The 22,519-nt window shown below is 70.5% G+C and carries 19 protein-coding genes; 8 read left to right on the top strand and 11 right to left on the bottom strand.

Going from position 1 to position 22,519, the window contains the following annotated elements:
• The 6 genes from FS845_RS14600 to FS845_RS14575 all read right to left on the bottom strand — a co-directional run bounded on the left by FS845_RS14600 (position 1) and on the right by FS845_RS14575 (position 8,392).
• The gene (locus FS845_RS14600) at positions 1–867 is read right to left on the bottom strand and encodes a branched-chain amino acid ABC transporter permease (RefSeq protein ID WP_144636527.1); all 867 of its coding nucleotides are present in this window, start codon (positions 865–867) and stop codon (positions 1–3) included.
• 71 nt (positions 868–938) lie between these two features.
• A complete protein-coding gene (locus FS845_RS14595; protein ID WP_144636525.1) occupies positions 939–2,138 on the bottom strand; it encodes an ABC transporter substrate-binding protein in 1,200 nt (399 codons plus the stop codon).
• Between the two features lie 178 nt (positions 2,139–2,316).
• Positions 2,317–3,813, bottom strand: coding sequence for a dihydrolipoyl dehydrogenase (locus tag FS845_RS14590; protein ID WP_144636523.1), 1,497 nt, complete (start codon positions 3,811–3,813; stop codon positions 2,317–2,319).
• Positions 3,810–5,342 (bottom strand): 2-oxo acid dehydrogenase subunit E2, encoded by a 1,533-nt coding sequence (locus tag FS845_RS14585; RefSeq protein ID WP_144636521.1) that lies wholly within the window; start codon positions 5,340–5,342, stop codon positions 3,810–3,812. The genes FS845_RS14590 and FS845_RS14585 overlap by 4 nt, the downstream gene beginning before the upstream one ends.
• The gene (locus FS845_RS14580) at positions 5,335–7,548 is read right to left on the bottom strand and encodes a thiamine pyrophosphate-dependent enzyme (RefSeq protein WP_144636519.1); all 2,214 of its coding nucleotides are present in this window, start codon (positions 7,546–7,548) and stop codon (positions 5,335–5,337) included. The genes FS845_RS14585 and FS845_RS14580 overlap by 8 nt, the downstream gene beginning before the upstream one ends.
• 58 nt (positions 7,549–7,606) lie before the next feature.
• A complete protein-coding gene (locus FS845_RS14575) occupies positions 7,607–8,392 on the bottom strand; it encodes an SDR family NAD(P)-dependent oxidoreductase (protein WP_144636517.1) in 786 nt (261 codons plus the stop codon).
• A gap of 171 nt (positions 8,393–8,563) precedes the next feature.
• On the opposite strand from FS845_RS14575, the gene FS845_RS14570 reads away from it, so the two are divergent.
• Both FS845_RS14570 and FS845_RS14565 read left to right on the top strand, forming a co-directional pair.
• Positions 8,564–9,301, top strand: coding sequence for an SDR family NAD(P)-dependent oxidoreductase (locus tag FS845_RS14570; RefSeq protein WP_144636515.1), 738 nt, complete (start codon positions 8,564–8,566; stop codon positions 9,299–9,301).
• A 17-nt stretch (positions 9,302–9,318) separates the two neighbouring features.
• A complete protein-coding gene (locus FS845_RS14565; protein ID WP_144636513.1) occupies positions 9,319–10,059 on the top strand; it encodes a FadR/GntR family transcriptional regulator in 741 nt (246 codons plus the stop codon).
• A gap of 102 nt (positions 10,060–10,161) precedes the next feature.
• Here the strand turns inward: FS845_RS14565 and FS845_RS14560 are convergent, their stop codons facing one another.
• Entirely contained in the window at positions 10,162–10,806 is a 645-nt protein-coding gene (locus FS845_RS14560) for a VTT domain-containing protein (RefSeq protein ID WP_260986287.1), read from the bottom strand.
• A gap of 296 nt (positions 10,807–11,102) precedes the next feature.
• Here FS845_RS14560 and mutL point away from each other — a divergent pair, with 296 nt between their 5' ends.
• Positions 11,103–13,376 carry a DNA mismatch repair endonuclease MutL gene (mutL, locus tag FS845_RS14555; protein ID WP_144636511.1) on the top strand — a complete coding sequence of 758 codons (2,274 nt, stop codon included), beginning with the start codon at positions 11,103–11,105 and terminating at the stop codon, positions 13,374–13,376.
• A gap of 97 nt (positions 13,377–13,473) precedes the next feature.
• The gene (gene miaA, locus FS845_RS14550; protein ID WP_144636509.1) at positions 13,474–14,427 is read left to right on the top strand and encodes a tRNA (adenosine(37)-N6)-dimethylallyltransferase MiaA; all 954 of its coding nucleotides are present in this window, start codon (positions 13,474–13,476) and stop codon (positions 14,425–14,427) included.
• 206 nt (positions 14,428–14,633) lie between these two features.
• On the opposite strand, the gene purM is transcribed toward miaA, so the two are convergent.
• The gene (gene purM / locus FS845_RS14545) at positions 14,634–15,683 is read right to left on the bottom strand and encodes a phosphoribosylformylglycinamidine cyclo-ligase (protein ID WP_144636507.1); all 1,050 of its coding nucleotides are present in this window, start codon (positions 15,681–15,683) and stop codon (positions 14,634–14,636) included.
• Positions 15,684–15,855: 172 nt separating this feature from the next.
• Between purM and hda the strand changes: the two genes are divergently transcribed.
• The 4 genes from hda (at position 15,856) to FS845_RS14525 (ending at position 19,445) form a co-directional block, all read left to right on the top strand.
• The gene (hda, locus tag FS845_RS14540; RefSeq protein WP_144636505.1) at positions 15,856–16,548 is read left to right on the top strand and encodes a DnaA regulatory inactivator Hda; all 693 of its coding nucleotides are present in this window, start codon (positions 15,856–15,858) and stop codon (positions 16,546–16,548) included.
• Complete coding sequence (locus FS845_RS14535; protein WP_144636503.1) at positions 16,545–17,246, top strand: HAD family hydrolase; 702 nt, start codon at positions 16,545–16,547, stop codon at positions 17,244–17,246. The genes hda and FS845_RS14535 overlap by 4 nt, the downstream gene beginning before the upstream one ends.
• A gap of 4 nt (positions 17,247–17,250) precedes the next feature.
• Complete coding sequence (pcnB, locus tag FS845_RS14530) at positions 17,251–18,717, top strand: polynucleotide adenylyltransferase PcnB (protein WP_144636501.1); 1,467 nt, start codon at positions 17,251–17,253, stop codon at positions 18,715–18,717.
• Positions 18,718–18,953: 236 nt separating this feature from the next.
• A complete protein-coding gene (locus tag FS845_RS14525; RefSeq protein ID WP_144636499.1) occupies positions 18,954–19,445 on the top strand; it encodes a 2-amino-4-hydroxy-6-hydroxymethyldihydropteridine diphosphokinase in 492 nt (163 codons plus the stop codon).
• 212 nt (positions 19,446–19,657) lie between these two features.
• On the opposite strand, the gene FS845_RS14520 is transcribed toward FS845_RS14525, so the two are convergent.
• The 3 genes from FS845_RS14520 to FS845_RS14510 are packed head-to-tail and all read right to left on the bottom strand — an operon-like array spanning position 19,658 to position 22,514.
• A complete protein-coding gene (locus FS845_RS14520) occupies positions 19,658–20,491 on the bottom strand; it encodes an HpcH/HpaI aldolase/citrate lyase family protein (RefSeq protein WP_144636497.1) in 834 nt (277 codons plus the stop codon).
• A complete protein-coding gene (locus FS845_RS14515) occupies positions 20,491–21,687 on the bottom strand; it encodes a CaiB/BaiF CoA transferase family protein (RefSeq protein WP_144636495.1) in 1,197 nt (398 codons plus the stop codon). The genes FS845_RS14520 and FS845_RS14515 overlap by 1 nt, the downstream gene beginning before the upstream one ends.
• Positions 21,684–22,514 carry a MaoC family dehydratase N-terminal domain-containing protein gene (locus FS845_RS14510; RefSeq protein ID WP_144636493.1) on the bottom strand — a complete coding sequence of 277 codons (831 nt, stop codon included), beginning with the start codon at positions 22,512–22,514 and terminating at the stop codon, positions 21,684–21,686. Before FS845_RS14510 ends, FS845_RS14515 begins: the two co-directional genes overlap by 4 nt.
• Positions 22,515–22,519 lie beyond the last annotated feature (5 nt).

Below are 22,519 nucleotides of genomic sequence, written 5' to 3'. Positions count from 1 at the left end.
TTATTCCGTGACGGTGCCGAACAGCCCGGTCGGCCGCAGGGTGAGGATCAGCAGGAAGATGCCGAAGTACACGACTTCCTTCAGGTCGGGCGCGATGTAGTAGCCGGCCAGCGTGTCGACCACGCCGATGATCAGCGAGCCGGCCACCGCGCCGTACAGGCTGCCCAGGCCGCCCAGCACCACGATCACGAAGGCGGTCAGCACGAAGTACGTGCCCACGGTGGGGAACACCGGATACTGCGGCGCCAGCAGCCCCGCGGCCACGCCGACGAAGGCGGTGCCCAGGCCGAACGCGATGACGTAGACCGCGTTCACGTTCACGCCCATCAACAGCGCGGCGTAGCGGTGCTGCGCCACGGCGCGCAGCGCGCGGCCCAGGTAGGTGTGGTGCATGAACAGGTGCAGGAGCACCGTCAGCACGATGGCCACGAGGAACGTGATGACCTGCCCGCTGACCAGGGTGAAGCCGCCGGCCGAGATCACCGAGGTGCCCAGCTGCGCCGGGGCACGCACCACGTTGGCGCCGAACACCACCAGCGCCAGGTTGAACAGGATGGTCGACAGGCCGACCGTCGCGAAGATCTGGATGTGCTCGTCGGAATTGAGCAGGGGCTGGATGATGACGCGCTGGGTCAGCGCGCCCAGCGCGAACAGGATGATCACCACCGGCACCAGGCCGAGGTAGGGGTGCACGCCCATGTGCGTGGCGATCAGGTAGACGAGATACATGCCGACCATCAGGAACTCGCCGTGCGCGAAATTGACCACGCGCACCACGCCGAAGATCAGCGTCAGGCCCAGGCTGATGATGATGTAGGCACCGCCCAGCAACAGCCCGTTGATGAGCAATTGAACGAATATATCCATTGTGCTGCCTCGCAAGCATGGGATGCCGGGCGCCGCCCGCGGCGGCGCCCGGCACACCTGTCTGTCGTTTCTTATTTCTTGAAGACGGGCGTGCCCTGGGCAAGCCCCTTCGGCGCAATGGTGACCAGCTTGCCGTCCTGCCATTGCATGACGTAGAAGGTCGAGGCCTTGTTCTGGCCGTCTTCGCCGAACTCGAAGCCCCAGCCGTTGGCGGTCTGGCCGCCGGGCTTCTTGTAGGCCAGCACGGCCGCGCGGATCTTGTCCGGATCGGTCGACTTGGCGTTGCCGATGGCCTCGAAGATCGCCTTGGCGCCCACGTAGTTGGTCAGGCTGTGGCCCGACTGCGGATCGCTCTTGTAGGTGGCCTTGTAGGCCTCGAGGAACTTGTCCAGGCCGGGCGCGCCGGCCGGATTGATCGAGGACTGCGGGAAGTCGAGGTCGAACACGCCGTTCATGCCCTCGCCCACGGCCTTGGCGGTATCGGCCAGCGAATAGCCGCCGCCCGCGCCGATCACGACCTTGGGCGTGAAGCCCGCGGACTTGGCCTGGTTGAAGTACAGGATGGCGTCGTTCTGGTAGGCCGTCTGCAGCACCACGTTCACGCCGGCGCCCTTCAGGCGCAGGATGAGCGAAGACAGGTCCACCGTCTTGGCCGAGTACGGCAGCACCTCGGCCACGGTGTAGCCCAGCTCGGCGGCGCGCTTCTTCTCGGTGGCGGCCACGTCGGTGCCGTACGGGCCGTCCTCGTGGATGATGCCGATCTTGATGCTCTTGGCGTCCATGCCCATGCCGGGCGCGATGATCTCGTGCAGCGCGTCGACCACCGCCACGCCGTAGAGGGCGGTGTTGGGGTTGGTGCGGAACAGATACTTGTAGCCGCGCGTGGTGATCTTGTGGGCCGTGGCGCCCAGCTCGAAGTACGGGATGCCGGCCAGCTCGGTCACGGGCGACGCGGCGTACGACACGCCCGAGGCATAGCTGCCGAACACGGCCGCCACGCCCGAGGACGTCAGCCGCTTGGTTTCGGACACGGCCTGGTTGGGGTCCACCGCGTCGGCCTTCAGGATCTGGATCTTCTCGCCGTTGACGCCGCCCGCGGCGTTGATCTCGTTGACCGCCAGTTCCAGGCCGCGATAGCTCTCCTGGCCCAGCAGGGCCAGGCCGCCGCTGAACGGGAACAGCGCCCCGATCTTGATGTCCGCCAGCGCAACGCCGCTGGCCAGCATGCTGCAGGCACCCATCGCCAGTGCCAGTTTCTTGAGTTTGATCATGTCTCGCTCCTGTCTCGTTTGGAAAACGGCAACACCCCTCGTGCGGCGGGTCTTCTTAGAATATATGATATATGATGTATTGAACCGGACCCTAGCCGCCCAAGTCTAAATTACGTATCCGCATCCCGAATTGGGAATTTCCCTAAAGGGACGAGGATCTCCATGGCGGGTGCGGGTGCTAGACATGCAGCGCCGCTCCCTGCGCCGCCAGCACCGCTTCGTGCAGGGCCTCGCCCAGCGTGGGGTGGGCCGAGACGGCTTCCATCAGGTCGGCCTCGGTGGCTTCCAGCCCCATCGCCACCGCATGCGGCGCGATCAGCTCGGACGCCTCCGCATGCACGACGTGGCTGCCCAGCAGTTCGCCGGACACCGCGTCGAAGATGGTCTTCACCAGGCCGCTGCCCTCGCCCGCGGCCAGCGCGCGGCCGTTCGCCGCGAACGGGAAGCGGCCGATGCGCAGCTCGCGGCCGTGCTCGCGCGCCCAATCGCGGGCGCGCGCCTCGGTCAGGCCCAGGCTGGCCACCTGCGGGAAGGTGTAGGTGCAGGCCGGTATGCGGCGCGCATCCAGCGGATGCGCGGGCAGGCCCGCGATGGCCTCCATGCAGCGCACCGCCTCGTGGCTGGCCTTGTGCGCCAGCCACGGCGCGCCGGCCACATCGCCGATGGCATACACGCCCGGCTGCGCCGTGCGGCCCAGGCCGTCCGTCACGATGTGCGTGCCGCGCACTTCGACGCACGTGTGCTCCAGGCCCAGGTCTTCGACGTTGCCGACGATGCCGGCCGCGCTGATGGCGCGTTCGACGAAGAGCTCGGATAACGGTTCGGCCGATAGCGCGGCGGATGGATCCGCGACACGCGGCGCGACGGCGGGTTCGGCGGATCGTTGCGCGGAATGCCTGGCCGACGCCGCGACCGGCTCGTCCCGCTTGCCCAAGCGCACGCGCAGACCGCGTTCGTCGGCGCTCGCGGACACGACCTTGCAGCCCGTGCGGATGCGGATGCCCTGCGCCTCGAAGGCCTTGCGCGCCAGCGCCGCGATCTCGGCGTCTTCCTGGGGCAGGATCCGCGGCGCGGCCTCGACCACGGTCACCTCGCTGCCCAGCGCACGGTAGAAGCAGGCGAACTCCATGCCGATCGCGCCCGCGCCCACCACCAGCAGGCTGGCGGGCACCGATGTGGGCGCCAGGGCCTCGCGGTAGGTCCAGACGCGCTCGCCGGGCGGCAGCTCGGGCAGCACGCGGGCGCGCGCGCCGGTGGCCAGCACGATGTGCGCGGCGCGCACGGTGGGACCGCCCTGGATGCGCACCCGGCCTTCGCCCAGCAGCCGGGCATGGCCAGGGATGACCGTGACGCCATGCTTCTTCAGCAGATGCGCCACGCCTCGGCCCAACTGCCCCGAGATGGCGCGTGAACGCGCCACCATGGCGTCGATCCGCGGTTCGATGGCGCCCTGGATGGACACCCCCGCCTCGTGCGCGGCGCGGCAGGTGCGCAGCACGGCGGCGCTGTGCAGCAGGGCCTTGGTCGGAATGCAGCCCCAGTTCAGGCAGACGCCGCCCAGGTCCGCGCGCTCGACCAGCGCGGTGCGCAGGCCCAGCTGCGCCGCGCGGATCGCGCCCACGTAGCCGCCTGGCCCCCCGCCGATCACCAATACGTCGTAGGGGTCGTGGCTCATAGCAGGATGCGCAAGGGATTCTCGACCAGGCCGCGGAACGCCGCCAGCCAGCGGGCGCCGACCGCGCCGTCCACGGCGCGGTGGTCGGCGGACAGCGTCACCGTCATCACGCGCGCGGCGACCAGCGCGCCCTGGGCGTCGACGATGGCGCGGCGCTCGGCCGCGCCCACGGCCAGGATGGCGGCCTGCGGCGGATTGATGATGGCCGCGAACTCGCGCACGCCGTACATGCCCAGGTTGCTGATCGTCATCGACCCGCCCGTGTAGTCCTCGGGGCGCAGCCGGTGTTCACGCGCGCGCGCGGCCAGCATGGCGATCTCGTCCGCGATCTGGCCCAGCGGCTTGTGCCCGGCGCCGCGCACGATGGGCGTGGTCAGTCCGCCGTCGGTGGCGACCGCCACGCTGATGTCTGCCGATGCGTGGCGCACCAGCACGTCCGGCTCCCAGGACACGTTCACCTCGGGCACTTCCACCAGGGCCAGCGCGGCGGCCTTGACGATGAAGTCGTTGACCGAGAGCCTGCGGGCGCCCTGCGCATTGGCCTGCTCGCGCAGGTCCAGCAACGCGTCCATGCGGCAGTCCACCGTCAGGTAGAAGTGCGGCACGGATCGCTTGCTGTCGCCGAGCCTGCGCGCGATGGTGCGGCGCATGTTGCTGTGAGGAGTGCGGACGGATGGCGCGGGGGACGCGGAAGCGTCCGGCGCGGCGGCGGAGGACGCGGAACCCCGCGATGCGGTTTCGCCCGCTGCATTTCCACTCGATGCCGCAGCGCCCGATGCGACGGCATCCGATGCGGCGACGCCCGATCCGAGGGCGTCCGATCCGACGGCGTCCGATGCGGCGACGCCCCGCATGGACGTGGACGCGGTGCCGGCCTGCGCCGCCCGCTCCACGTCCCGCTTCACAATGCGGCCCCGCGGCCCGCTGCCGGCCAGCCCCTCGAGCGCGATGCCGCGCTCCAGCGCCACGCGGCGCGCCAGCGGGCTGGCAGGGACGCGCTGGCCTGCGCATTCGCCACCGGGCGCGATGGCGCCATCCTTCGCGGCGTTGCCACGATCGGATTCCGGCGCCGGGGCGCACGCCATTGCCCCGGCACCCGACTCGATGGCGGCTGCCTCCGTGGCGCGGCCACGCCCGGACGATGCCGCCGCGAATGCGGCGGGACTTTCCAAGGCGGGCGACTCCGACGCCGAGTCGGACGCAGCCGCGCGCCCCCCGGCATCGCCCGGCCCCGCCTCTCCCACACCCGCCTGCGCAAGCGCCCGCGCGACCTCCGCGTCCTGTTCGCCATCCTCGCGGATCACGCCCAGCACCGTGTTCACGCTTAACTGCGCGGGGCCCGCATCCACGATGACGCGTGCCAGCACGCCGCCGCCTTCCGCCGCGATCTCCACGACGGCCTTGTCGGTCTCGATCTCGGCCAGCACGTCGCCCGCGCGCACCGCGTCGCCTTCCTGCTTCAGCCAGCGCGACAGCGATCCGCCCGCGCTGTCGGCCGCCACCGCGGGCAGCTTGATGAGTTCAGCCACAGTCGGCTCCTTCGTTGCGGCCCGCCTCGGCCTCGCCCAGGTCCGCCAGCACGTCACGCAGACCGGCGATCACCTCTTCCTCGCCGGCGTAGGCCGCACGCTCCAGCACCTTCGAGATGCTGGGCGAGGCCTCGCCCCCCGTCACCCGCTTGACCGGCTGGTCCAGCCAATCGAACAAACGACGCTGGATCTCGTCGGCCAGCATGGCGCCGTATGACGTGCCGCGCGCGCCCTGTTCCACGATCAACACGTTGTTGGTCTTGCGCACGCTGGCGCCGATGGTGTCCCAATCCAGGCTGGCGCGGTCCAGCGTGCGCAGGTCTATCACCTCCGCATCGACGCCGCTGGCCTCGACGGCCGCCAGTGTCCTGGCCACCATCGAGAGATAGGTCAGGATGGTGACCTTGCCGCCCGCGCGGCGCACCGCGGCGCGGCCGAACGGGATGTGGAAATCCAGGTCGTCGGCGGGGATGTCGCCGACCGTACCGTACAGGTCCACGTGCTCGATCACCAGGACGGGATCGCGCGATCGCAGCGCCGTGTTCATCAGGCCGATGTAGTCGTGCGCGGTGGACGGCGCCACGATGCGCCAGCCCGGCGACGTGGCCACGATGCCGGCAGGATCCATCGAATGCTGCGAGCCGTAGCCCGTGCCCATGGCCACCTTGGTGCGCAGCACCAGGGGCACGTCGATGTCGCCGCCGAACATGTGGCGCGCCTTGCCGATCTGGTTGAATATCTGGTCCGCCGCCACCCACATGAAGTCGGGATACATGAACTCGACCACGGGCCTGTAGCGCCCGTCCATGGCCAGCCCGCCGCCCAGGCCCGCGAAGGCGTTCTCGGAAATCGGCGTGCCCAGCACCCGGTCGGGAAAGCGGTCCGCGAGCCCGCGCGTGGCGCCGTTGGTGCCGCCCTTCAGGCGATGCACGTCCTCGCCCAGCACCACCACGCCGGGATCGGTCTCCATGCGGCGGCCCAGCACGTCGGCCACGGCGTCGACCAGCTTGCGCGGCACGGTTGGCCCGGCGTGGTCGGCGGCTTCCAGCACGCGCATGCCATCGAATTCGGACATGTCGCTGCGCAGGCCCACGTCGCGGAAGTCGGGGCTGGGCCACAGCTCGGGCCGGATGCGGCGCTTGCCGTCGGCCACGGGCTCGGTCAGCCGCCGCGCGATGTCTTCCATCACCGCCTTGCATTGCGAGCGCAGCGCCTCGATGCGCGGCGCGTCGACCAGTCCGCGCTCGATCATGCGCGCGGCCAGCATGTCCAGCGGATCGCGCGCGCGCCACGCCGTCTCCTCGTCCTTGGCGCGATAGCCGAACGCGCTGCCCGGGAACGGGCCGTTCTGGTGGAAGTAGCGGTAGACGTCGGCCTCGACCAGCGTGGGCCCGCGCCCGGCGCGCATGTGCGCCACGGCCTCGGCCATGGCCAGGTGCACGGCCAGCGGGTCCATGCCGTCGACGTGCCAGGACGGGATGTTGAAGGCCAGCCCGCGCGCGGACAGCCGCGGCTCGGCGGTGGCTTCGTCCACCGTGGTGGACACGGCGTAGCGGTTGTTCTCGACGAAGAAGCACAGCGGCAGCTTCCACGCGGCGGCCAGGTTCATCGACTCGAGCACGGAGCCGATGTTGATGGCGCCGTCGCCGAAGTACGTGACCGCCACGCGATCCGTGCCCGCATGGCGATGCGCCCACGCCGCGCCCGCGGCCAGCGGCACGCCGCCGCCCACGATGGCGTTGGTGCCCAGCGCGCCGGCCTCAAGCCAGCGCAGGTGCATCGAGCCGCCCCGACCCCTGCAATAGCCCTGCGACAGTCCCATGATCTCGGCCAGCGTGCGCTGCAGCACGGTGTCCACCTCGGGTGTCAGCGGCGCGGCCGGGTCCAGGCCCGCCGGCGCCACGTGCTGCAGGGCCTTGGCCAGGAACTGGTGATGGCCGCGGTGCGAGCCGTTCACCTGGTCGCCCGCGCCCAGCGCCAGCACCGAGGCCACCGCGCCGCCCTCCTGGCCGATGGACGAGTGGGCGGGCCCGTGCACCAGCCCGGCCGCGGCCAGGTCCAGCACGGTTTCCTCGAAGGCGCGGATCCAGTGCAATTGCGTGAGCATCGCGCCCAGCAGGGCGGGATCGGCCGCCTGCCAATCGCGCGGCTCCGCGATCAGGGTACGCCAGGGCGCCGCGGGCGCCAGGGCTTCATATCGGGGCATACGTGTCGGACTCCGAAAGATTCAGGACGAGGGGTTCAGGACGAAGGGCCCCACGGCCCTACAGGTAGGCATTGCGACTCCAGCCGCCGTCGGCCACCAGCGTGTGGCCCGTGAGATACGCGGCCTGACGCGAGGCCAGGAAGACGGCCAGGTCCGCCATCTCGGGCGCGCTGCCCAGCCGCCGCAGCGGCGTGCGCGCCTTTAGCCGCTCGATGTCCACGCGGCCGCGCGCGTGCAGGTCGCGCAGCAGGTCGGTGTCCACGTAGCCCGGCGCCAGCGCGTTGACGCGGATGCCCAGCGGGCCCCATTCCAGGGCCAGCGACTCGGTCAGCAGCACCACGCCGCCCTTGGTGGCGCAGTAAGCGGCGCGGTCGGGCGCGGCCACCACGCCGTACATCGACGCCATGTTGATGACCGTGCCGCCTCCCTGGTCGCACATGCGCCGGCCCGCGGCCTGCGCGCAATAGAAGACGCCGTTGAGATTGATGTCGACCGCGTGGCGCCACTCGTCCGCGGTCACGTCCAGCGTGGGCTTGTTGGCCGATACGCCGGCATTGTTCAGCAGCACGTGGACGGCGCCGTAGGCGGCATCGACCTGGTCGAAGGCGGCGGCCACGGCGGCCGGATCGGTGACGGACGCCGCCAGCGGCAACGCCCGCGCGCCCTGGACCCGCAAGCCTTCGCAGGCCGTCTCCAGTGCATCGGCATCCTGGTCCAGCAAGGCCAGCCGCGCCCCCTCGGCCGCGAACGCCTGCGCGCACGCCAGGCCGATGCCGCGCGCCGCGCCGGTGATGACCACGACCTGGTCCTGCAAGCCCGTGTCGACCGCCCGGGGTGTCCGCATGGTGTCTCCGTCTCGTCCGTGCCGACGCTGCCCGAAGGCGCGCTGGTCTGTCTGCGGCAAGCTTTTCCAGCTTGTCGGACCAATTATTTAGGTTGTCAGACAAATTATGGAAGCGTACGCTGGCGGTTGTCAATGGCCAATCCGCATGGCCAGGAAAGCAGGAGACACGACGTGATTTCGTTCCAGAACCAGACCGTGCTGGTCACCGGCGGCGCCATGGGCATCGGCCTGGCCACCGCGCACCTGATGGCGCGCCACGGCGCGCGCGTGGCGTTGATGGATGTGGACGCCACGGGCCTGCGGGCCGCCGCCGATGCCGTGGGCGCGCATGGCCACGACGTGCTGGCGGTGGTCGCCGACGTGTCCTCGCCGGCCGACTGCGACCGCGCGGTGCGGGAATGCCAGGCGCGCTTCGGCGGCCTCGACCACCTGGTGCATTGCGCCGGCATCTATCCCGAGGCGCTGGTGAAGGACACTGGCGACGCCCAGTGGCGCCGCCTGATGGCCATCAACCTCGATGGCACGTTCTACCTGTGCCGGGCCGCGCAGGCCGCGCTGCGCGACGGCGGGTCGGTGGTGCTGCTGGCCTCGCTGGCCGCGCATCGCGGCAGCCACGCGCACGCCGCCTATGCCGCCACCAAGGGCGCCATCCTGTCGTTCTCGCGCAGCCTGGCGCTGGAACTGGCGCCGCGCGTGCGGGTCAACGCGGTGTCGCCCGGTATAATCGCCACGGCCATGACGCGCGATCTGCTGGGCCAGAAAGGCGCGCAATTGCTGGCCAGCACCCCGCTGGGCCGGCATGGCAGCGCCGAGGACATCGCCGGCGCCATCGCCTTCCTGTGCTCGCCCCTGGCCGCCTTCGTCACCGGCGAAACGCTGCAGGTCAACGGCGGCATCTACCTTTCCTGAACAGGCCGCCCTGCTTCATGACCGCAGCCCCGCAATCGCCCGATACGGCGCCGGAATCCGCGCGTCCTTCCCTGCCCGCCGACCTGGCCGCGCTGCTGGCCGGCCAGATCCACCAGGGCCTGCTGGCGCCCGGCGACCGCCTGCCCACCGAACGCGAGCTGGTCGAGGCCCACGGCGTCAGCCGCGCCGTGGTGCGCGAGGCCATCGCGCGCCTGAAGTCCGAAGGCCTGGTGACCTCGCAACAGGGCCGCGGCGTGTTCGTCGATCCGGGCGCGCGCAAGAACGCGTTCCGCATCGCCGCCATTTCGCCCACGGACAACCAGGAGCTGGAACACATCCTGGAACTGATGCTGGCCATCGAAAGCACGGCCGCGCGCTATGCGGCGCAGCGCCGCACCGCCGATGACCTCAAGCGCATCCGCCAGGGCCTGGTCGGCATGGAATATGCGGTGCTGAACGACAGGCTGGGCGACGACGAAGACTATGCCTTCCACCAGGCCATCGTGCAGGCCACGCACAACCCGCACCTGATCGCGCTGAACGACTACCTGGAATCGAGCGTGCGCCACGTCATCCGCAGCGCGCGCCGCAATACCGCGCGCCTGTACGCGCAGCGCATGGCCGAGGTGCAGACCGAGCACCAGGCCATTTTCCAGGCGATTTCGGAAGGAGACGCGCAGGCCGCCGGCGATGCCGCCGAACGCCACCTGCGCAACGCGGCCCAGCGGCTGCGGCTGTACCGCGCCGACGAATCGTAAGGCGCTGCGCGTCAGCGACGGCGACATGCCGGCACGGCCGCGGGCCTGCGGAACACGGCGACGGCGGCCTGCGCCGTCCGCCGCCAGCACATGCTCGCGCGGTCAGCGGTTGCGCTGTCCGCCCCGGCTGCGCCACAGCCGCACGGCGGCGGCCAGCACCACCGGCACCACGGCCGCGGCCAGGCCGACCAGCACGATGGTGTTCAGGTGGTCCTTCACGATGGGGATGTTGCCGAAGAAATAGCCCAGCGTGATCAGCCCCACCACCCACAGCAGCGCGCCGGCGATGTTGAAGAACTGGAAACGGCCCATCGGCATCTGCGCCACACCCGCCACGAAGGGCGCGAAGGTGCGCACCACCGGGATGAAGCGCGACATGACGATGGTCTTGCCGCCGTGCTTTTCATAGAACATGTGCGTGCGCATCAGCGCGGCGCGATCCAGGAACCGCACGTTCATGGTGAACACCCTGGGCCCCAGCGCGCGCCCGATGGCGTAGTTCAGGCTGTTGCCGGTCACGGCGGCCACCACCAGCGCAACCGCCATCCAGACCGGATCGATGGCGCCCGTGGCGCCGAACGCGCCGGCGATGAACAGCAGCGAATCGCCCGGCAGGAAGGGCAGCACCACCAGCCCGGTTTCCGCGAACACGATCAGGAACAGCGCCAGGTACACCCACGAGCCGTAATGCTCGATCCAGACGCCGAAGGTCTGGTCGATGTGGAGCACCATGTTCAGAAAATCCATTTTTCCTCTCGTCTAGGCATGTCGCGGCAGGGCCGACGCATGCGGCCAGCGGCACCGGGCGGTGGTCCGCAAGCCATGCGGACCGCCGTCCTGCTGGCCCGCGGGACGGCATTCGGCCGCCGCCCGCGCGCCATGCGATGCCCGCGGTCTCCACGCCGGCTTGCGTGGCCAAGCCCTCACGCACCGCGGTTCGGGCCCCACTATAGCCGACGCAATCGGCCCGTCGCGGCGGCGGTAAAATCCGCATATCTTCCGTCTTCGTCGGCGCGTCGCACGCGCCGCGCCTGGTCCCGCCCATGTCCGAACGCCGTTCCATCGCCCCGCTTCCCGACCTGCTGATCAGCCAGATTGCCGCTGGCGAGGTCATCGAACGGCCGGCCTCGGTGCTGAAGGAGCTGCTGGAGAACGCCATCGACGCGGGCGGCCGCGCCATCGAGGTGCGGCTGGAAGGCGGCGGCATCCGCCGCATCGCGGTCACCGACGACGGCAGCGGGATCCCGCCCGACGAACTGCCGCTGGCGCTGATGCGCCACGCCACCAGCAAGATCCGCGACCTGCGCGAACTGGAATCCGTGGCCTCGATGGGCTTTCGCGGCGAGGCGCTGGCCTCCATCGCCTCGGTGGCGCGGCTGACCATCATTTCCCGCACGCGCGATGGCGAGCACGCCTGGCAGGTGGACGGCAGCAGCGGCGAGGTTTCGCCCGCCTCGGGACCCATCGGCACCACCGTGGACGTGCGCCAGCTGTTCGACGCGGTGCCGGCGCGCCGCAAGTTCCTGCGCGCCGAGGCCACCGAGTTCGGACACTGCCTGGACGTGCTCGAGCGCATCGCGCTGGCCAACCCGCGCATCGCCTTCCGGCTGTTCCACCAGGACCGCGCACAGCGCCAATGGCTGCCGGCCGACCCGCCGCAGCGCATCCGCGACGTGCTGGGCGGCGAATTCGCCGCGCAGGCGATCCCGCTGCAGAACGCTATCGGCGCCATCGCGCTGGCCGGCATGGTCACGCGGCCCACCGCCGCGCGCGCCCGCGCGGACCGTCAGTACCTATACGTCAACGGGCGCTTCGTACGCGACCGCACCGTCAGCCACGCCCTGCGTTCCGCCTACGCCGACGTGCTGCACGGCGACCGCCAGCCGGCCTACGTGCTGTACCTGGACGTCGATCCCGCCGCGGTGGACGTCAACGTGCATCCGGCCAAGTCCGAGGTGCGCTTCCGCGACAGCGGCGCGGTGCACCGCTACGTCAGCCAGGTGGTGGGACAGGCGCTGGCGCAGACGGGCGGCGCACAGGCCGCGGGAGCCGCGCAATCGGGACAGCCGGGCGCGATGGGGCAGCCGGGACAGGCTGCCGGCTCGGCCGGCGATGCAGGGTCGGGAGCGGGTTCGGGCCAAGGCCTGGATTCGGGTTCGGGTTCGGGTTCGGGTTCGGGTTCGGGTTCGGGCATGCCTGCGAGCGCCGCAGGCGGCAACGGCTTTGGCGTCATCCGCTCGCAGGATTCCAGCGGCCGTCATGGCGGCTCGTCCTGGGGCAACGGCCAGGCCCCCGACGGCAACGCCTCCCCGGCCATCGGCCGGGATACCGATTCGGCCTCCCGACAGGCCGCGGCAACATCCTATTCCGGCCGCCCCACGACGCTCCCGTCCGCCCCGCGCGCCCATACGCAGGTGCCGTTTCGCCTGCACAACGAGGCCAACGCGGTGCCGGTGGCGGACTGGCAGTCGCTGTACCGCCCCTTAGGCGAATCGGCCCAGCCCGGCTCCGCAGGCGCGCGCGATGCGGACGGAGTCACCGGAGATTCCAGCGCCAACGCATCCGCCGCTGCGCACGCCGCCGATCCGTATTCCTCACCGGTCTCCGACGGCGCCTCCACCGTGCAGCCCTCCTGGCCCGACGCCCTCGATGGCGCCGGAGCTTACGCCCTGCCCTCCCGCGCGTCCGCGCCTGCGCTGCGCGAACCCGCCCCGCGCCCGCTGCCCGACGGCGAGCACCCGCTGGGGATGGCGCTGGCCCAGGTGCACGGCATCTACATCCTGGCGCAGAACGCGCGCGGCATGGTGCTGGTGGACATGCACGCCGCGCACGAGCGCGTGGTGTACGAACAGCTCAAGCAGGCGCTGGATTCGCGCAGCCTGCCGCGCCAGGACCTGCTGGTGCCGGTCGTGTTCCATGCCGCCGAAAAGGACGTGGCGCTGATCGAGGAATACGGGGAACAGCTGTCCGACCTGGGCTTCGAGATGCGGCCCGCCGGACCCACGTCGATCGCGGTGCGCTGCGTCCCCGCCATCCTGGCGCGCGGCGACATCGAGACGCTGGCGCGCTCGGTGCTGCGCGACCTGGACAACGTGGGCGTGTCGCAGCTGCTGACCGAACAACGCAACGAACTGCTGTCCACCATGGCCTGCCATGGCTCGGTGCGCGCCAACCGCAAGCTGACGATCGAAGAGATGAACGCGCTGCTGCGCCAGATGGAGGCCACCGAGCGCGCCGACCAGTGCAACCACGGCCGTCCCACCTGGGTGCAGTGGTCCGTGTCCGATCTGGACAAGCTGTTCCTGCGCGGGCAATAGGAATGACGTCCCTGCCTTCATGCCGCGCCGGCCGCGCGCCGTGCCGCCCGTCGCGCCGCCATCGCGCGCGCGCGCCTCGCAAGGCCGGCGGCACGCCATGACCGCGTCCGGCGACCTCGTCATCTGCCTGGCCGGCCCCACCGCCGCCGGCAAGAGCGCCGCCTGCCTGGCGCTGGCGCGGCGCTGGCCGCTTGAGATCGTCAACGTCGATTCGGCCACCCTCTATCGCGGCATGGACGTGGGCACCGCCAAGCCTTCCCTGCAGGAGCAGGCCCAGGTGCCGCAGCACCTGCTGGACATCCGCGACCCCACGCAGTCGTATTCGGCGGCCGAGTTCCGCACGGACGCGCTGCGGCTGATCGACGAGATCCGCGCGCGCGGCCGCGTGCCGCTGCTGGCGGGCGGCACCATGCTGTACTACAAGGCGCTGCGCGACGGGCTGGACGACCTGCCGCAGGCCGATCCCGCCCTGCGGGCCGAACTGGAAGCGCAGGCCGCCGCGCGCGGCTGGCCCGCGCTGCACGCCGACCTGGCGCGACTGGACCCATGCACCGCCGCGCGGCTGTCGCCCAACGACAGCCAGCGCATCCAGCGGGCGCTCGAAATCTGCAGGCTCAGCGGCCGGCCCATGTCCGAACTGCTGAGCGGCTTGGACAAGACGCCTGGCGCGGATGCCTCGCGCTATCGCACCATCAGCCTGGAACCCGCGGACCGCGCCGGCCTGCACGCGCGCATCGCCATGCGTTTCGACGCGATGCTGGAAAACGGCTTTCTGGACGAGGTGCGCGGCCTGCACGCGCGGCCGGATCTGCATCCCGAGCTGCCGTCCATGCGCTGCGTGGGGTATCGCCAGCTGTGGGGCCACCTGGATGGCGACGTGGACCTGCCCACCGCGCGCGAGCAGGGCATCGCGGCGACGCGCCAGCTGGCCAAGCGGCAGATCACCTGGCTGCGCGCGCAGCCGGACCGCATCATGGTCGACTGCATGGCGGCGGACGCCGCGATACAGGTAGTGGACGCGGTAGCGAAACTGCTGCCACCGGCCGCGTGAACCGCGCCGCGCCGTAGCCGCGGGAAACGGCGTTCCGCGCGCGGCAGGCGCCGGAATCGCGCCGCGGGTATCGGGGAATGGCCGCAGCGATCAATGCCCGGCGCCTGCGCCATCGAATCCGGGAGCATGGCTTCAAGCCCCCGGGAAATGGCCGCGCTGGCACCCGCGTCGCCGCCCCCGGCAACGACTCGGCCAACGCGACTGTCCTACACCACCACCGTCTGCGCCATGCCGTCCCGCTGCTCGACGATCTCGCCCAGCACGCTGACGGTCTCGCCCTGCTCGCGCAGCGTGGCGGCCACGGCGTCGGCCTGGTCGGCCGGCACCACCACCACCATGCCGATGCCGCAGTTGAAGACGCGGTGCATCTCGGTGTCGGCCACGCCGCCCTGCTGCTGCAGCCACTGGAACAGCTGCGGCATCTGCCAGGCGTCGCGGTGCAGCTGCGCCGTCAGGCCCTTTTGCAGGATGCGCGGCACGTTGTCCAGCAGGCCGCCGCCGGTGATGTGGGCCATGCCCTTGATGGCGGCGCCATGCTTGGCGATGGCGGCCAGCATCTGCTTGACGTAGATGCGGGTCGGGGCCATGACGGCGTCGACCAGCGGCTTGCCGTGGAAGTCCTGGTCGGGCTTGGCGCCGGCGCGGTCGATGATCTTGCGCACCAGAGAATAGCCGTTGGAGTGCGCGCCGCTGGACGCCAGGCCCAGCACCACGTCGCCCGGCTGGATCGACTTGCCGTCGATGATGGCCGACTTCTCGACCGCGCCGACGGCGAAGCCGGCCAGGTCGTATTCGCCGTCGGGATACATGCCGGGCATCTCGGCGGTCTCGCCGCCGATCAGCGCGCAGCCGGCCAGCTCGCAGCCGTGGGCCACGCCGCCGACCACAGCGGCCGCCGTGTCCACCGCCAGCTTGCCGCAGGCGAAGTAGTCCAGGAAGAACAGCGGCTCGGCGCCCTGCACCAGGATGTCGTTGACGCTCATGGCGACCAGGTCGACGCCCACGGTGTCGTGGCGGTTCCATTCGAACGCCAGGCGCAGCTTGGTGCCCACGCCGTCGGTGCCCGACACCAGCACGGGCTCGCGGTACTTCTTGGGCACCTCGAACAGGGCGCCGAAACCGCCGATGCCGGCCAGCACGCCGGGGCGCATGGTGCGCGCCGCCAGGGGCTTGATGCGATCGACCAACGCGTCGCCCGCATCGATGTCGACCCCGGCATCGCGGTAGGTAAGGGGAGCGGAGGAAGGATTCGTCATGAGAAAAACCGTGGGCTATGTAAAAATTGCGGGATTTAGGTGGAATCTTTCCGATTTTACGACGCCAGCGGACCGGGGCAACGCAAACCCGGCGCAAACCCAGCCCAAACCTGGGCCAAACCGCCGTTCCCGGCGCCGAATTCCCCCGGAAAGCCTGTTTCTATCGCTGCCCATGACTCGCCAGTTGTTGCTTGACGTCCTTACCGCGCCGGCCCCCACGCTGGCCAACTACATCGCCGGTCCCAACGGGGCGGCGGTGGCGGCCGCGCGCGCGTTGTCCCCAGGCCGGGCCATGTATCTCTGGGGTCCTTCCGGCTGCGGCAGCAGCCACCTGCTGCGCGCCCTGTCCTCCGAGCCCGGCAGCATCTTCCTGAACGCCGACAGCGACGTCGCGCTGATCCGCGCCCTGGCCGAGATCGATTCGCCCGTCCTGCCGCGCGTGGCGGCCATCGACGACGTGCACCGCATGGACGAGCCCCGGCAGGCCGCCCTGTTCGCCCTGTACAATCGCTGGCGCGAATCCGCGGCCACCAGCCGGGCCTTCGCCCTGGCCGTGTCGGGCGACCGCGCGCCGATGTCCATGCCCCTGCGCGAGGATCTGCGCACCCGCCTCGGCTGGGACCTGGTCTTCCGGCTCGAGCCGCTGTCCGACGCCGACAAGCTGTCCGCCCTCACCGCCCGTGCGGCCGATCGCGGCCTGTACCTGAACCCGGAAGTCGTCAACTGGATGTTCACCCACTACGAGCGCGACATCCGCAAGCTGACCACCCTGGTGGACATGCTGGACCGCTACTCGCTGGCCACGGGCCGGCCCATCACCATTCCGCTGCTGCGCACCATGCTGGCAGACCCTCACTTGCCATGACCGCTTCCCGCCGCCTCGCCCTGTTCGACCTGGACCACACGCTGCTGCCGCTGGACAGCGACTATCAGTGGGCCGATTTCCTGGCCCGCACGGGCCGCGCCGGCGACCCCGACGAAGCGCGCCGCCGCAACGACGACCTGATGGATCGCTACAACCGCGGCGAGCTGACCGCCGAACAGGCCGCCGAATTCATGCTGGGCCTGCTGGCCGCGCACACGCCGTACGACCTTGCCCTGTGGCACGAGGAATTCATGGCCCAGGTCATCCGCCCCGCCTTCACGGCACGCGCGGTGGACCTGGTGGCCGAGCACCTGCAGGCCGGCGACCTGTGCGCCGTGGTCACCGCCACCAACAGCTTCGTCACCGCCCCCATCGCGCGCGCCTTCGGCGTGCCGCACCTGGTGGCCACCGACCCCGAATACGCGGCGGGCCGCTACACCGGCCGCATCCACGGCACGCCCAGCTTCCGCGAAGGCAAGGTGGTGCGCGTGCACCAATGGCTGGCCGGCCTGGAGCTGACGCTTGCGGATTTCGCGGAAACGTTCTTTTATAGCGATTCGGTCAACGACGTGCCCCTGCTGGAGCAGGTCACCCGCCCGATCGCCACCAACCCCAGCCCCGCGCTGCGGGCCATCGCCGAGCGCCAGAACTGGACCGTGCTCGACCTGTTCGATCACACCCTGGATGCCAAGTCGTAGATAAATGATCACAACCACCATAAAAAAATTCGTCGGCCGGCTGTTCGGCCCGACCGTCGCCGGGGGGCCCCTGCGCATCGAGCGCGAACGCCATGGCATCGACCGCCGCAACGTCTCGCGCCACGCCATCAAGGTCTGTGAAGTGCTGCGCCAGCACGGCTACGAGGCCTACATCGTCGGCGGCGCGGTACGCGACCTGATCGTCGGCCTCGAGCCCAAGGACTTCGACGTCGCCACCAATGCCACGCCCGAGCAGATCCGCCCGCTGTTCCGCCGCGCCCGCATCATCGGCCGCCGCTTCCAGCTGGTGCACGTGGTGTTCGGCCAGGAGATCATCGAGACGTCGACCTTCCGGGCCCCCGCCAACGAGACCCAGGAAACCGACGAGCACGGCCGCATCCTGCGCGACAACGTGTTCGGGTCGCAGGAGCAGGACGCCGCGCGGCGCGACTTCACCATGAACGCGCTGTACTACGATCCGCACACCGAGGAAGTGATCGACTACCACAACGGTGTGCAGGACCTGAAGAAGCGCCAGATCACCATGATCGGCGATCCGATCAAGCGCTATCGCGAAGACCCGGTACGCATGCTGCGCGCCGTGCGTTTCGCGGCCAAGCTCAACGGCACCATCGAGACGTCCACGCGACAGCCGATCCGCACCATGGCGGGCCTGATCGAGAACGTGCCCGCCTCGCGGCTGTTCGACGAGATGCTGAAGCTGCTGACCTGCGGCCATGCCATGGACTGCCTGCGCCAGCTGCGCAACGAAGGGCTGCACCATGGGCTGCTGCCGCTGCTGGACGTGGTGCTGGAACAACCTGGCGGCGAGAACTTCGTCGAACAGGCGCTGGAGCGCACCGACGCGCGCGTGCGGGCCGGCAAGGGCATCAGCCCCAGCTTCCTGTTCGCCGCGCTGCTGTGGCGCCTGGTGGACGCGCGCTGGAAGCAGCTGCGCGCCCAGGGCGAGCACACCATGCCGGCGCTGGTGCAGGCCGCCGACTCGGTGCTGGACGAGCAGACCGAGAAGCTGGCCATCCAGCGCCGCTTCTCGTCCGACATGCGCGAGATCTGGTTCATGCAGCCGCGCTTCGAACGCCGCCAGGGCAAGACCGCCTACCGCATGATCGAGCAGCCGCGCTTCCGCGCCGCCTGCGATTTCCTGCAGCTGCGGGCCGCCGCCGGCGAGTTCGACAGCGTGCTGGCGCAATGGTGGATGGATCTGGCCAATGCCGACGACGCCACGCGCGCCGAGATGATCGAGGACACCGCCCGCCTGCCGCGCGAGTCGGGCTCGGGCTCGGGTTCCGCGTCGGGTTCCGGCTCGGATTCCGGCTTCGCTTCGGAATCGGGTGAACGCCCCGCGCGCAAGCGCCGTCCGCGCCGCCGCCGTTCGGGTGGCGGCGGTGGCGGCGGCCGTGGCGGCGACAACAGCGGCAACGCGGGTCCCACGCCGGCCGACGGCGCATGAGCCTGCCGGGCCGCCCCAAAGGCGAATACCGGAGTGCGGAGCACGAAGGTATCCCACTGAGCCTGCCGAGCCGCCCCAAAGGCGAATACCGGAGTGCGGAGCACGAAGGTATCCCACTGAGCCTGCCGGGCGGCGGCAAGGAGGCCTCCCGGCATGCCGCGCAAGACCAGGTCCAGGCGGGTCCGGTGGACCAGGCCGGTGGCGGGCACGGGGCCGCGCCGGGGCAGGGTCGGGCCATGAATGCGGCAAGGTCAGCCCCGGTGCGGGCCTACGTCGGCCTGGGATCCAACCTGGGCGACAGCGCCGCCACGCTCACCGCGGCGCTGGACGAACTGGCCGCCACGCCCGGCATCCTGTCCTGCCGGGTGTCGCCGTGGTATCGCAGCGCGCCGGTGGACGCCGCCGGGCCCGATTTCGTCAACGCCGTCGCGGCGCTGGACACCACGTTGTCGCCTGTCGCGCTGCTGGACGTGCTGCAGGCCATCGAGCAGCGCCATGGCCGCCTGCGGCCCTATCGCCACGCCCCCCGCACGCTGGATCTGGACCTGCTGCTGCACGGCGATGCGCGGATGGCCACGGAGCGTTTGATCCTGCCTCACCCACGCATGCACGAGCGCGCGTTCGTGCTGCTGCCGCTGCGCGACCTGGCCCCCGGGCTGGCGCTGGCGCAGGGTGGCCTGGATGCGCTGATCGCGGCGTTGCCGGACCAGGCGATAACGCCGCTATAGCCGGGCCGTCGGGAAGGCTGAGCGAGCGCGGCGGCCGGACAGCCGATAAGGCTAGCCAATGCGGGAAGCAGAACGCCGACAAGGCTGAGAGTGAGGGAATCCGGACCGCGAAAAGGCTGCGCGACGGCTTGCGGCGGGGCCAGCGATGCCAAGCGGATGGCCTGGGCTGGGACACGGCCAACGGGCACGTGCCGCAACCCGAACCTGGGCGCTCAGCTGCTGAGTTCGCCCGCTCGTTCCAATACCTGGCGCGCCCGCGCCACCACGGGCGCATCGACCATCTTGCCGTCCAGGCGGAAAGCGCCCGCATTGTTGTCGCGATAGGCCTGCACCACGCGGCGCGCCCAGTCGACGTCGTCCTGCGGAGGCTGGTAGGCGTCGTGCACCACGCCGATCTGGCTGGGATGGATGCACATCATGCCGGCAAAGCCCATGTCGCGGGCACGCGTGGCCGCCACGCGCAGGCCGACGATGTCCTGGATGTCGGGGTAGACGCCGTCCAGCGGCGCCGCCAGGCCCGCCGCGCGGCTGTGCAGCAGCACCTGCGCGCGCGCGTGGTTCAGCAGCACCGCCTCGCCCGGGCTGTCGGGCACCAGGTTCAGGTCGGCGCCCAGGTCCAGCCCGCCGAAGGACAGGCGCGCGATACCCGGCGTGGCCGCGATCTCGCCCACGTGCAGTACGCCGCGGGCGGTCTCGATGATAGGCACGATGGGAATGCCGCTCTGCGACGCATGGCGCACCTGCGCCATGCTCTCGGTCTTGGGCAGCATGATGGCCGCCACGTTCGAGCGGCCACGGCAGGCCCGCAGATCGTCCTCGTGCCAGGGCGTGGACGCATCGTTGACGCGTACCCAGACGCGGGCCTGAGGCTGCGTGCCCAGGAAGTCGCACAGTGCCTCGCGCGCCGCATCCTTGGCCAGATGCTCGACGGCGTCCTCGAGGTCGACGATGACGGTGTCGGCCCCGCTGGCCAGGGCCTTGGGAATGCGCTCGGGACGCGAGGCGGGAACGAACAGCGCGGTGCGCAGCAGGAGCGACGATGGCATCAGACGACCTCGGTGGCGTGAAGTTTCGCGACCTCGTCGGGCGCGTATCCCAACGATGCTAGCACCGCATCCGTGTGTTCGCCGACCGCCGGCACGGGGTCCATGCGCGGCTCGAAGGCCGTGCTGGACGCTGGCGGCAGCAAGGCCGGCAAGGTGCCCGCGGGGCTGCCGATCTCTCGCCAGCGACCGCGCGCCTGCAGCTGAGGATGCGCCCAGACGCCCGCCATGTCGTTGACGCGCGCATTGGCGATCTGCGCGGCGTCCAGGCGATCGGCCACCTCCTGCACGTCCAGCGCCGAGAACGCGTCGACGATCAAGGCACGCAGCGCATCGCGGTTGGCGGCGCGGCGCGAGTTGGACGAGAACCGCTCGTCCTGCGCCAGGCCAGGCTGGCCCAGGACCTTGTCACAGAAGACGACCCATTCGCGCTCGTTCTGCAGGCCCAGCATGATGGTGGCCCCGTCGCCCACGGGAAACGGGCCGTACGGATAGATGGTGGCGTGCGCCGCGCCCGCGCGCACGGGCGGCGGTGCGCCCTCGAAGGCGTAGTACATGGGAAAGCCCATCCACTCGACCATGCTTTCCAGCATGGAGACGTCGATGCGGCTGCCTTCGCCGGTGCGCTGGCGCAGCAGCAGCGCGTTCAGGATGGAGGAATAGGCGTACATGCCGGCGGCGATGTCGGAGATCGAGCAGCCCGCCTTGGCCGTGTCCTGCTGCGTGCCCGTGACCGACACGAAGCCGCTTTCGCTCTGGATGAGCAGATCGTAGGCCTTCTTGTCCTGGTACGGACCGCCTTCGCCGTAGCCCGAGATGTCGCAGACGATCAGGCGTGGATACTTGGCGTGCAGCGTCTCGAACGACAGGCCCAGGCGCTCGGCCGCGCCGGGCGCCAGGTTCTGCACCAGCACGTCGGCCGAGGCCAGCAGGCGCTCCATCACGTCGCCCGCCTCGGGGTGCTTGAGGTTCAGCGACAGGCTCTGCTTGGAACGGTTGGTCCACACGAAATGCGAGGACAGGCCGCGCACGCGCTCGTCGTAGCCGCGCGCGAAGTCGCCCGAGCCGGGCCGTTCGATCTTGATGACCTGGGCGCCCATGTCGGCCAGCTGGCGCGTGCAGAACGGCGCGGCGATGGCATGTTCCAGGCTGATGACGGTGATGCCGTCCAGCGGACGGGCGGTAGCGGCTTGGGTCATTCCGAGAACCTCAGTTCGGCTTGGTGGGCCAGGGTGCCGTCCTGCTCGGCCCACAGCTGGGCGACGCCGGCTTCGGTGACGCGGCCGGCCGCGTGAAAACGGGTGGGAGAGATCAGCGGACGCAGGCCGCGGTAGGCCAGGTGTTCCAGCCTGGCATTGGGATGGGCCCGCGCGAACGCGGCCACCATTTCGGTGGCGATGAGCGGGCCGTGCACCACCAGGCCGGGATAGCCCTCGGTCTCGGTGACGTAGGGGTGGTCGTAGTGGATGCGGTGGCCGTTGAACGTGACGGCTGAGTAGCGGAACAGCAGCACCGGGGTGGGATCCACCGGATCGCGCCATTGCGCCTCGGGCGCCGGCCCGGTGCCCGCGAGCTTGGGCGGCGAAGGCTGCCGATAGACGATGTCCTGCTCTTCGTGGAAGGCGACGCGGCCTTCCTGGTGGTATTCGTGGCGCACGGTGACGAACAGCAGCGAGCCGGTGCGGCCGGTCTTTTCCTTGACGTCCTGCACGGTGGACACTCGCTCGGCCGGCACGCCGACCTTCAGGGGCTGGCCGAACGTGACGCGGCCGCCGGCCCACATGCGGTTGCGGTCGTTGGCGGGGGGCAGGAAGCCGCCGCGCGCCGGATGGCCGTCCGTGCCCAGCCCCTGGCCCTCGACCGCACTGATGAAGAACGCCCACTGCCACAGCGGCGGCAGGGGTTCGCCCTGTGCGGGGGCGGGGCGGCCCAGGGTGGCAGCCACGCGCTGCACATGGCCGGGATCCAGGGCGTCCGGCTTGCGCTCGCTGCTGCCGATCCAGTCGGCGGGATTGGAGTTGCTCATGTCGA

The sequence above is a fragment of the Bordetella genomosp. 13 genome (assembly GCF_007679965.1).
In the GTDB taxonomy this organism is placed as follows: Bacteria; Pseudomonadota; Gammaproteobacteria; order Burkholderiales; family Burkholderiaceae_B; genus Bordetella.
Note: the sequence above shows the minus strand (reverse complement) of the source record. Positions and strands in the feature narration are given on the sequence as shown.

What these genes read in the sequence shown, in the direction of transcription:
- FS845_RS14600 (WP_144636527.1), bottom strand. Translation starts at nt 867, where the DNA reads ATGGATATATTCGTTCAATTGCTCATCAACGGGCTGTTGCTGGGCGGT.
- FS845_RS14595 (WP_144636525.1), bottom strand. Translation starts at nt 2,138, where the DNA reads ATGATCAAACTCAAGAAACTGGCACTGGCGATGGGTGCCTGCAGCATG.
- FS845_RS14590 (WP_144636523.1), bottom strand. Translation starts at nt 3,813, where the DNA reads ATGAGCCACGACCCCTACGACGTATTGGTGATCGGCGGGGGGCCAGGC.
- FS845_RS14580 (WP_144636519.1), bottom strand. Translation starts at nt 7,548, where the DNA reads ATGCCCCGATATGAAGCCCTGGCGCCCGCGGCGCCCTGGCGTACCCTG.
- FS845_RS14575 (WP_144636517.1), bottom strand. Translation starts at nt 8,392, where the DNA reads ATGCGGACACCCCGGGCGGTCGACACGGGCTTGCAGGACCAGGTCGTG.
- FS845_RS14565 (WP_144636513.1), top strand. Translation starts at nt 9,319, where the DNA reads ATGACCGCAGCCCCGCAATCGCCCGATACGGCGCCGGAATCCGCGCGT.
- FS845_RS14560 (WP_260986287.1), bottom strand. Translation starts at nt 10,806, where the DNA reads ATGGATTTTCTGAACATGGTGCTCCACATCGACCAGACCTTCGGCGTC.
- mutL (WP_144636511.1), top strand. Translation starts at nt 11,103, where the DNA reads ATGTCCGAACGCCGTTCCATCGCCCCGCTTCCCGACCTGCTGATCAGC.
- miaA (WP_144636509.1), top strand. Translation starts at nt 13,474, where the DNA reads ATGACCGCGTCCGGCGACCTCGTCATCTGCCTGGCCGGCCCCACCGCC.
- purM (WP_144636507.1), bottom strand. Translation starts at nt 15,683, where the DNA reads ATGACGAATCCTTCCTCCGCTCCCCTTACCTACCGCGATGCCGGGGTC.
- hda (WP_144636505.1), top strand. Translation starts at nt 15,856, where the DNA reads ATGACTCGCCAGTTGTTGCTTGACGTCCTTACCGCGCCGGCCCCCACG.
- FS845_RS14535 (WP_144636503.1), top strand. Translation starts at nt 16,545, where the DNA reads ATGACCGCTTCCCGCCGCCTCGCCCTGTTCGACCTGGACCACACGCTG.
- pcnB (WP_144636501.1), top strand. Translation starts at nt 17,251, where the DNA reads ATGATCACAACCACCATAAAAAAATTCGTCGGCCGGCTGTTCGGCCCG.
- FS845_RS14525 (WP_144636499.1), top strand. Translation starts at nt 18,954, where the DNA reads ATGAATGCGGCAAGGTCAGCCCCGGTGCGGGCCTACGTCGGCCTGGGA.
- FS845_RS14520 (WP_144636497.1), bottom strand. Translation starts at nt 20,491, where the DNA reads ATGCCATCGTCGCTCCTGCTGCGCACCGCGCTGTTCGTTCCCGCCTCG.
- FS845_RS14515 (WP_144636495.1), bottom strand. Translation starts at nt 21,687, where the DNA reads ATGACCCAAGCCGCTACCGCCCGTCCGCTGGACGGCATCACCGTCATC.
- FS845_RS14510 (WP_144636493.1), bottom strand. Translation starts at nt 22,514, where the DNA reads ATGAGCAACTCCAATCCCGCCGACTGGATCGGCAGCAGCGAGCGCAAG.